The 9,073-nt window shown below is 61.8% G+C and carries 8 protein-coding genes; 3 read left to right on the top strand and 5 right to left on the bottom strand.

Features of this window, described 5'->3' with window-relative positions:
* The first annotated feature begins 25 nt into the window (after positions 1 to 25).
* Positions 26 to 1,186: a prenyltransferase/squalene oxidase repeat-containing protein gene (locus tag GE027_RS17665; RefSeq protein ID WP_153558547.1), complete on the top strand. Its 1,161-nt coding sequence runs from the start codon at positions 26 to 28 to the stop codon at positions 1,184 to 1,186.
* Positions 1,187 to 1,217: 31 nt separating this feature from the next.
* On the opposite strand, the gene GE027_RS17660 is transcribed toward GE027_RS17665, so the two are convergent.
* Positions 1,218 to 2,465, bottom strand: coding sequence for an NAD(P)/FAD-dependent oxidoreductase (locus GE027_RS17660; RefSeq protein ID WP_153558546.1), 1,248 nt, complete (start codon positions 2,463 to 2,465; stop codon positions 1,218 to 1,220).
* 101 nt (positions 2,466 to 2,566) lie between these two features.
* Here GE027_RS17660 and GE027_RS17655 point away from each other — a divergent pair, with 101 nt between their 5' ends.
* Positions 2,567 to 3,796, top strand: a complete 1,230-nt coding sequence (locus GE027_RS17655; protein ID WP_153558545.1) for a hypothetical protein — start codon at positions 2,567 to 2,569, stop codon at positions 3,794 to 3,796.
* Positions 3,797 to 3,937: 141 nt separating this feature from the next.
* On the top strand, positions 3,938 to 5,074 hold the full coding sequence (locus GE027_RS17650; RefSeq protein WP_153558544.1) for a GNAT family N-acetyltransferase: 1,137 nt from the start codon (positions 3,938 to 3,940) through the stop codon (positions 5,072 to 5,074).
* Positions 5,075 to 5,256: 182 nt separating this feature from the next.
* Here the strand turns inward: GE027_RS17650 and GE027_RS17645 are convergent, their stop codons facing one another.
* The 4 genes from GE027_RS17645 to GE027_RS17630 all read right to left on the bottom strand — a co-directional run bounded on the left by GE027_RS17645 (position 5,257) and on the right by GE027_RS17630 (position 9,070).
* The gene (locus tag GE027_RS17645) at positions 5,257 to 5,874 is read right to left on the bottom strand and encodes a class I SAM-dependent methyltransferase (RefSeq protein WP_153558543.1); all 618 of its coding nucleotides are present in this window, start codon (positions 5,872 to 5,874) and stop codon (positions 5,257 to 5,259) included.
* Entirely contained in the window at positions 5,871 to 6,356 is a 486-nt protein-coding gene (locus GE027_RS17640; RefSeq protein ID WP_162006785.1) for a universal stress protein, read from the bottom strand. Before GE027_RS17640 ends, GE027_RS17645 begins: the two co-directional genes overlap by 4 nt.
* Before the next feature lie 639 nt (positions 6,357 to 6,995).
* Positions 6,996 to 8,036, bottom strand: coding sequence for a D-alanine--D-alanine ligase family protein (locus GE027_RS17635; protein ID WP_153558541.1), 1,041 nt, complete (start codon positions 8,034 to 8,036; stop codon positions 6,996 to 6,998).
* Positions 8,033 to 9,070, bottom strand: a complete 1,038-nt coding sequence (locus tag GE027_RS17630) for a putative zinc-binding metallopeptidase (RefSeq protein ID WP_153558540.1) — start codon at positions 9,068 to 9,070, stop codon at positions 8,033 to 8,035. The genes GE027_RS17635 and GE027_RS17630 overlap by 4 nt, the downstream gene beginning before the upstream one ends.
* Between the last annotated feature and the right edge of the window lie 3 nt (positions 9,071 to 9,073).

Raw genomic sequence — 9,073 nt, 5'->3', positions numbered from 1 at the left:
CGTTCCGCTTGTCGGTTTGTTACTCATGACATCGTTTTCCCCACCATCGTTTTGCTCACCACGACGACGCGGCGCGGCCGCAACGGGGATCGTCATCGGGTTGTCGGTGTGTGCGTGTTTCGTCGGGCTATGCCAGCCGCCGACGTATGGTCAGGACCTCGCCGATTCGGCGCCGGCCGCGAGCGATCCGTTTGTCAAGGACCGCGTGGATGCGTCCGTGGACAAGGCGATTCGGTACTTGATCGCGCAGCAGCGACCCGACGGAGCCATCGCCAGTCGCGGTAACGACACGGCGATGACCGCGCTGGCGGTGATGGCGATGGCCAGTGTCGGACACCAGCCGACGGATTTTTCGCCGGCTGGTCGAGCCATGAACCGGTCGCTGGAGTTCGTGCTGCAGGACAACCGGCAAGACGACCAGGGGTATTTTGGACGACAGGATTCCTCGCGAATGTATGGTCACGGCATCGTCACGCTGATGTTGACCGAGATGCTGGGAATGGGCGTCAGCGACCGGCAAGACGTCCGCATGCACGATGCCCTCGAGCACGCCATCGATCTGATTTTGGCCGCCCAAGAGGTGCCCAAACGCGAAGGCCACCAAGGTGGCTGGCGGTATCAACCCAGTGCCAACGATGCCGACCTGTCGGTCAGCGTCTGGCAATTGATGGCCCTGCGATCGGCCAAAAACGATGGCTTGCAAGTGCCGGCCACGGCGATCGACCGGGCGGTGGAGTACCTGCATCGGTCCTACACCGTGCCGCTCGATCGAGACGGCACGCCGGAGAAACAGCTCGGCGGATTCAGCTACACCCCCGGCGGCCGCAATGCGACCTTCGCCATGACCGCCGCGGGGCTGTTGGCGATGCAGGTCTGCGGCCAGGACGACTCGCCGCTGGCGAGCGGGGCGGCGAGATGGTTGGAACAGCACCCGCCACGCTGGAAGGATCGGTTCTGTTTGTACGGAACGTATTACTATGCCCAGAGCATGCATGGCCGCGGCGGCGAGGCCGCACGGGCGGCACGCAACCACGTCGAACAGATGTTGCTGGAGCACCAACGAAGCGACGGATCGTGGTTAGCCGAAAACGGCGAAGAGGAAGATCATGGCACCGTGTACGCCACCAGCCTGGCCGTGCTGAGTCTGTCGGTGAAGTACCACTACCTGCCGATCTATCAACGCTGAGCGTCGCCGATCATCCGCCCGCGGGGAGGCCTCACGTCTTTTGCATCTTCTTTTCCGCGACGGCCTTTTCCAATTCCGGATCCAGATCCTCAAAGATATTACCGGCACCCTCGTAGAAGATGCGTCCGATCAACAGATCCGTCAGGTTGCTGCGGTGCTGGGGATGTTCTTTCAGGAAATGGCCGATGCTGAATTCCTTGGTGTAAAAAACATTGACCAATTTCCGCAGCCACAGCGTGCCGGCTTTGAACGATTCGGCCCAGCCGCCCAGCTGCGCTTCCGACGTGTCTCCCTTGGCCAATCCTTCCACCACCGCTTCGCCGGCGCGGATCCCCATTTCCAGAGCGAAGTACACGCCCGAGGAGTACACCGGATCGATAAAGCCAAAGGCGTCGCCGACCAACACCCAGCCGTCGCCGGCATGCCGCCGCGTCCAGTAAGAAAACTCCTTGGTCGTCCGGTAGCCCTCGATTTGCCGAGCATCTTTCAGGCGGGCCTGTAGTCCCGGGCACATCGCCAGTTCTTCCTGATACACCTGTTCGGGTTTGCCGCGACCGCGGACCAGGTAGTCGCGATCGGCGACACAGCCGATGCTGGTGCGGCCGTTGGACAGGGGGATGAACCAGAACCACGAATTCTTGTGCTGGGTCTGCAGGATGATCGTGGCGCCTTCGTTCTCGCCCGGATCGCGTTTGGCGTTCTCAAAGTACGTCCAGATCGCCAGCTTTTTCAGTTCCGGATTGACCTCTTTTAATTTCAGCTTGTTGGCGATGAAGGACTGTTGGCCGGTCGCATCGATGACCACCTTGGCCTCGATCTCGTGCACGTTGCCATCGGCGTCGCGGACCTGCACCCCGGTGGCTCGATCGCCCTCGAACCTGACATCCAATAGACGCGTTCGGTCCAGGCATTCCGCACCGACTTCGGCCGCTCGCTCAAACAGCATCTGGTCGAACTTGGACCGTTCGACCTGCCAGGTCGAACTGCACTCTCGATCGTCGTGTTCCCGAAAGAAGAAGGGGTCGGATTCTTTGCCGTTGCCGGTCACGAACTGGACGCTGCTTTTGACCACGTAACTGCTGTGCTTCATCCGCTCCAGCATTCCCAGACGCCCGAGGGGCCAATACACTTCGGGCATCAACGACTCGCCGATGTGGTATCGCGGCACCGCTTCGCGTTCGATCAGCAACGTCTTGCATCCGGCTTCGGCAACGATCGTCGCGGCCGATCCACCCGCCGGGCCGGCTCCTACCACCACTACGTCATATTGTTTATCCACCCGTCGCCACTCCCAAACGTAAAAGACGGTCCGATGCTCGTGAGCAGTCTATTTTACAGTCAATTGGCTGGGCTGCAGCTGATCCGCCGGGGGGCGGCCTGATGTTATCGGTCGAGGCCCTGCGCACGTTATTGCTGCGGCGCGAAGCGGTTTGGGCGGTTTTGGCCGGCCAACGCCCACCGGCGACCGCTGGGACGCTCGCCAGACTTCGCCGTCAGTGGGGGCCGGACGCGGCCGCCTGGGTGCTGGAATGGCTGGAAATCCAGCAAAAAGCGGTGGAAAAGCTGGGCCCGGGGCCGTGGTTGGCAACCCAGCGCGCTCTCCAGCAGGCCAGTGACATGGCGACCGCGATGTACAAAGCGAGCCGCTTTCCCGAGGCCGCCGGGATCTACGACGTGTGCTGTGGAATCGGCGCCGATGCGCTGGCCCTGCGTCAAAAGGGCGCGGTCGTGGCCCTGGACTGCGACCCGGCCATCGCCGCGCTGGCCGGCGAGAACTTGCGGTCGCGGCCGGGTGCGCATCCGGCGGCCGTGCTGTGCCTGGACGCCGCTCGGTTTCCGTTGGAGACGGCCCGAGCGGCAAAGCCCTACGTTCACATCGATCCCGATCGCCGGCCCGGTACCGAAGCGGGCGGCGCGGGCCGCGTCATTCGTCCGGAGGATTACTCGCCCCCCCTGCCTGTGGTCCAGCGTTGGATCGACGCGGCTCTTGGAGCGGCCGTCAAATGCGCCCCGGCCGCTCCGTTGCCGCCGAGCTGGCGCGAAACCGGCCAACCGGAATGGATTAGCCACCGCGGCAGCGTCAGACAACAGGTCGTCTGGTTTGGAGGCCTGCAGCACGCACTTCCCGCCGGGCATCACATCGCCACCCGCGTGGACCGCTCGGGGTGCGGAGTCTCGTTCACCGGCGACCCCACCTGCGAAGAGGTGCCACGGGCCGACCAACCCAAATCATTGATCGTTGACTTGGACGGTGCCGTGCGGGCGGCCGGTTTGTCGGTGGCTTTCGCGGGGCGCTGGAACCTGGAGACACTGGACGGACCCAGCGGTTTCTTTACCACCGACCAGCCGCCCGAACATCCGCTGGCCAGCGTCTACGACGTGTTGTGGAGCGGATCGGGCGGTGTTAAACAGATCAAGCGAGCGGCCGCGGCGTTGGCGGTACGGTTGCAGGAAATCAAGGTCCGCGGGGGACCGCAAAGGCCGGAGCAGCTCCGGCCCGCACTGGCCGACAAGCGAACCGCCGAGGGGCCCGAGGCCACACTGTTGATCGGCCGGCGAGGCCGCGGAACCTACGCCGCCATCGCTCGTCGCATCGACTCAGCCGAGTAAACAAGTCGCAGGTCATGGACTACAATACGCCGACGTTTTGCGATTTGCCTTGCAGGAGACATCTCTTTTCCCTGGGCATCGGTATCTACACAAGTCATTACCCTCCCCTACAGTCGCCACTCCTCGAGGCACCAAAAATACATGTCTGAAGCACTGCGTTGTTGGCCCGTTAGTACCGGAGCGGATCGTCGGGCGTTTATGCGCGTGTTGAAGGACCTGTACCGGGACGATCCCCTGTGGGTGCCGCCGATCTGGAGCCATCAGAAAGAGGTCGTGGGGTTCAAGAAACACCCCTTCTGGGACGATGCCGATGGCCAGGCCTTCCTGGTCGCTCGCGATAACAGGGTGATCGGTCGCGTGCTGGCCCTGGTCAACCACGCCCACAATCGTCGCTACGACGAGCGGCGCGGGTTCTTTGGGTTTTTTGAATGCGCCGATGATCCCGAGGCTGCCAAGCTGTTGTTGGATACGGCCTGCGAGTGGTTGAAAACGCAAGGGATGACGGCCGTGCGGGGGCCGACCAGCCCCAGTTTGAACTACGAGTGCGGCACGTTGATCGACGGTTTTGATACGCCGCCGACGTTCATGATCCCCTACAACCCGCCCTACCACGACGCCTTGATCCAAGGGGCCGGTTTCGAAAAACGCGAGGATCTGTACAGCTACGATGCCCACGTCAGCATCCTGCAGAAGCTGGATCCGAAGCTGTTGTTCATTTTGGAAGAGGTCAAACGTCGCTTTGACGTGAACTGCCGTCCGCTGGATAAAAAGAATCTGGCTCGCGACGTTCGCATCTTTCTGGAAATCTACAATCGCTCCCTGGAAGGCACCTGGGGCTACGTGCCGATGTCCGACGCCGAGATCGATCACCAGGCCAAGGGGCTGAAACATCTGCTCGTGCCCGAGGTGACCAGTCTGGCGGAGGTCGACGGCAAACCGGTCGGCGCCGGGTTCGGACTGTTGGATTTCAATCCGATCATCAAGAAGATCAACGGGCGGCTGTTTCCCTTTGGCTGGATCCGCTTGTTCACCGATCGCAAGAAGCTCAAGCGGGTGCGGCTGGTCAGCACGAACGTGTTGCCGGAATACCAGAAATGGGGGCTCGGCCTGGTCACGCTCGAACGCATCGTCCCGGACGCGCTGGAGTTCGGCATCGAGATCGGCGAGTTCTCCTGGGTGCTGGAGAGCAATAGCTTGTCGCGACGAACCATCGAACGCGGCGGCGCCGACAAAACCAAAACCCACCGCCTGTACGACCGGGAGTTGGTTGATGGTTGATGGTTGATGGTTGTTGGTTGTTGGTTGTTGGTTGTTGGTTGTTGGTTGGTATCGAGTTCCGGTCCCCTTGAGCCGTTTGGGCGATAGCCCCGGTTGGTTTATGTCAAGGAACCGGGGCTATCGCCCAAACGGCTCAATGCGCCGGTTTGTTTGTTCGATTGACCGGTGCCGCTCGGCGGACTTCAGCCGGCTTCGATTCGCATCATGCCCCACAGCCAGCTCACGCGAAAACGCCGAGCGGTGACGGTTTCAAAACCGCACTCGCGGAGCATCCGCTGGCAATGCTCCACGGTGTAAGTGCGATGGAAGGCGGGATCGACCAACCGCAGCCACAGGCTGCACAGTTTGCAGATCAGGTAGTCATCGCACCAATCGACCAGGACCAGCCGTCCGCCATCGCGGAGGACTCGACGCATCTCTCGCAGCGACGCTTCGGGGGCGGCAAAGAAGTGAAAGCTGTTGACGCAGAAGACGCAGTCAAAGGCGTCGTCTTCGAAAGGCAGCTCCGACGCGCAGGCCTCCTGCATCTGGACGCTAGAGAGTTCGGGTTTCTGCGCGGCCTGCTCCAGCATCTCGGGGCTCACGTCCACGCCGGCGATGTTAAGGTCCGGCCATTTGGCCAACAATCGCTCGGCCAATGGACCGGTGCCGATCGGTACGTCCAGGATCCGCTCGGTGCCCTCGAGTTCCAGCGAAGCCAGCGTTTCTGATAGGGTAGCATCCGTATAACGGCTCCAGCGCTGATCGTAATCGGCGGCCAGTTTGGCGTATTCACCACGAACGCGTTCGGCGTGATTCATAGCGGCTGAATCATGGGCGGTGGATAGGAAAGCGAGGGGTCCTTCAACGGCGCCTCGTCGCGCGGCCGGCTCGGAACGGTCAACACCGGGCAGCGGGCGTGGCGGACGACGTACTCCGCCACGCTGCCCAGCAACAGGTTGATCAGGCCGGTGCGTCCATGGGTCCCGATCACGATCTGATCACAGCGATGTTCCTGAGCGATCCAGCAAATGACCTCGCCGGGGGCTCCCGCATAGAACATGCGTTCGATCTTGATGTCTGACATTCGCGACCCAACGGCCTGCAGCTGACGCTTCTTCTCGCGGTCCGGGTTCTCCAGCGGACCGACCGTGGGCACGTCTTGTGGAACATGCAGGACGAGCAGTTCCGCACCGGTGCTGCACGCCAGCCGCTCGGCGTACGCAAAGGCGGCATCGGCGGCGGGCGAAAAGTCGGTCGGAAAGAGAATACGCTCGATGGGCTGGATCGTTTGTTCGGACACCGCTATCTCCTCAAGGGCTTCGGAACACAAGTTGGAAGTGTAATGTATCAGGTGGGGAAGCGAACGGTGTTAGGGCGGTCTGCGCCGCGGCCCGCCCTTCGGGCTGGTCCGGCGGTCGGGCGGAATGATTGCGGCATGGATTGTTTGGAGGCCGCTGCCGGTCAAACTCTTGGTGTCCGAGCGGACAACCCGCACGCGGGCTCTTAGCCCGAAGGGCGACATAGCCCCTGCCGGGGACGTGAGTCCCCGGATACACGCACCTTGAACATGCTTAGCCCGAAGGGCGACACAGGTGCGCACTGTCTGTATCGCCCCTCCGGGGCTTTTATTTGTTTGGGGGGGGAGAGGCCCGGCGGTTGACACCGCCGGCAGGGGCTGTGCCGCCCTTCGGGCTGGTCCGGCGGTCGGGCGGAATGATTGCGGCATGGATTGTATGGAGGCCGCTGCCGGTCTAACTCTTGGAGTCCGAGCGGACAACCCGCACGCGGGCTGCAAAGCGGCCGCGGGCTTCGGCTCAACCATCAACCATCAACCATCAACCATCAACCACCAACCATCAACCATCAACCACCAACCAACAACCATCAACCACCAACCAACAACCAACAACCACCAACCATCAACCATCAACCAACTCCCCTACCCCGGCACGTACCATTGCCACGGGGCTCGGTAGCGTAGGCCCAGATTAATAATCCTCTGTAGCAATGATTCGTAACCGATGCCGATGCTTTCGGCCGATTCGGCGAAGTCTTCTCCGAATTCGATGTTGGGATTGGCGTTGGCTTCGATCACGTACACCTGCCCTTCGGCCGTCACGCGCAGGTCCATCCGGGCATAGCCGCTCATTCCTAACGCCCGATAGACGCGTTTGCAGATCTTGTGGATCCGTGCGTCGACCGCCGGCGACAGACCCTCAGCGGCTTGCGTCATGATCCCGTGGCGTTCTTGATAGTCGCGGTCCCATTTCACGTGCCGGGTGGCGATCTTGGGTTGGTCGTCGGGCGTTTTGGAAAACAGCAGTTCCCAGGTCGGAAAGGTTTGCAAACGCTCGTTACCGATCACACCGACGTAGATCTCGCGGCCTTCGACGTACTGTTCAACCAGCACGTCTCCCTTGGTCAATTCGTGCAGATAGCGGACACGTTCAATCAGAGCTTCGTCGCTGCGGACGATCGAGGCGCGTGAGATGCCCAGCGAGGCGTCCTCGGTGGCCGATTTGACGAACAAGGGAAACGCCAGCCGTTTCGGACGACGGATGCGGCGGCCGCGGGGAAAGACGGTAAACTTTGGCGACGGGATGCGGTGGTAGGCCAGGATCTTCTTGCACAGCGATTTGTCCTTGGACAGCAGCATCCCGCGGGGGTTACAGCCGGTGTAGGGCTGGCGCATCAGTTCCAGGTAACTGGCCACGGCGTGGTCGTAGGTGACCACGCCATGGAACTCCTCGAGCAACATAAAGACGATGTGCGGTTCGAAGTCTCGCAGGGCTTTGCGAATCGGTCCCAGGTCGTCGTACACGCCCAGCGGCAGCACCTCGTGACCCATGCTCTTGAGCGTATCGACCACGTCGAATTCGGCTTTCCAGGCGTCGATCTCGTCGTCGCTGTATCCCTCGGTCGATTCCGGCGGCACGTGCCCCTCGCGAACCAAGGCCAGCACGCGAAGTTTTCTGCTCATAGTGCGATCCGGTGCTTGCCTTCGTGCAAATAGTTCATGGTTTGCACCGTTAAGAGGATGGTCGCATCGCGTTTGGTCTGCTCGGGCGCGTCGCCGATGCGGAGTTTCAGTTCGCGGCAGCGCGAGATCATCTCCGACAGGACTTGATCGATCGTGTACTGATACACGCCGGTCCACTGAGCCACACTGCGGCGCAGTTCCGACCGCACGTTGGTCAGAAACCGGGCGGCCGTCATGTTGCGGCTGTGACGGGTTTCGGCGGAAAACAATCGGCGCAGATCGCGATCATAGAACCGCGGGTGATTCAACCCGTAATCGCTGCGTTTGGCTTCGTAGTGCTCGCCCAGCGTTTTGGTGATCCGGTGCACCGGGTCGACGCGGCGCCGGGTGGTGACGGCCGGTTTCTTGCCGCGGATGCTTGCCATCATCGTGTCGATGGCGTCCAGTTTCTTGATCGCGGGCCAGTTGCGGTAGCGGTTTCGCCAGCGACCGTTGGGCCGCAGCCAGACGGCGAAGGTTTCGGCAAAATCTTCGACCGGATGCGACTGGGCGTACCACAGATCCAGATGCAGGACGTACTGTTTGCTGTAGGGTTGCGGTTGGTAGTACCGCGGGTAGGGACGGCTGGGATTGCCGAACAGCCTGCGGTAGGTGGGCCGCCGCGACAGCCGGTACGCGGTGTCGATCGCATGCCCGGCCTCGTGCCGCAGGATTTTCAAACAGCTCTCTCGTGTGCCGCCTTCGACCTCCAACAACTGCCGGCGTTCCAGGCGTACCAGCCGCGGATGCGCAAGGTAAAAGGGGATCGCGATTCCCGGAATGCCCGAGGGCGAGTACCACTCGTCGCTGAGCCAACAGTGGGGGCGGTGGCGGATCCCGCGTTGGCTCAGCTCGTCGTAGACCTGCGCGATCCGCGGCTCGAGATTCGATCCTTCGAGTTGGATTCCCAGGTCGCAGATCCGCGTTTGCAGCAGCTCCTCGTCGCTCATGCGATTCAGCGCGTCGGAATTCGGCGAGGTGCGTCTGCGAGCCATAAC

Origin of the sequence: Roseimaritima sediminicola, assembly GCF_009618275.1 — a bacterium.
Taxonomy (GTDB): Bacteria; Planctomycetota; Planctomycetia; order Pirellulales; family Pirellulaceae; genus Roseimaritima; species Roseimaritima sediminicola.
The sequence above is the reverse complement of the archived record's forward strand: the minus strand, read 5'-3'. Positions and strand labels throughout refer to the sequence as shown.

Excerpts from the sequence above, each read along its gene's own strand:
- GE027_RS17630 (WP_153558540.1), bottom strand. The coding sequence starts at position 9,070 with ATGGCTCGCAGACGCACCTCGCCGAATTCCGACGCGCTGAATCGCATG.
- GE027_RS17650 (WP_153558544.1), top strand. The coding sequence starts at position 3,938 with ATGTCTGAAGCACTGCGTTGTTGGCCCGTTAGTACCGGAGCGGATCGT.
- GE027_RS17635 (WP_153558541.1), bottom strand. The coding sequence starts at position 8,036 with ATGAGCAGAAAACTTCGCGTGCTGGCCTTGGTTCGCGAGGGGCACGTG.
- GE027_RS17655 (WP_153558545.1), top strand. The coding sequence starts at position 2,567 with ATGTTATCGGTCGAGGCCCTGCGCACGTTATTGCTGCGGCGCGAAGCG.
- GE027_RS17665 (WP_153558547.1), top strand. The coding sequence starts at position 26 with ATGACATCGTTTTCCCCACCATCGTTTTGCTCACCACGACGACGCGGC.
- GE027_RS17645 (WP_153558543.1), bottom strand. The coding sequence starts at position 5,874 with ATGAATCACGCCGAACGCGTTCGTGGTGAATACGCCAAACTGGCCGCC.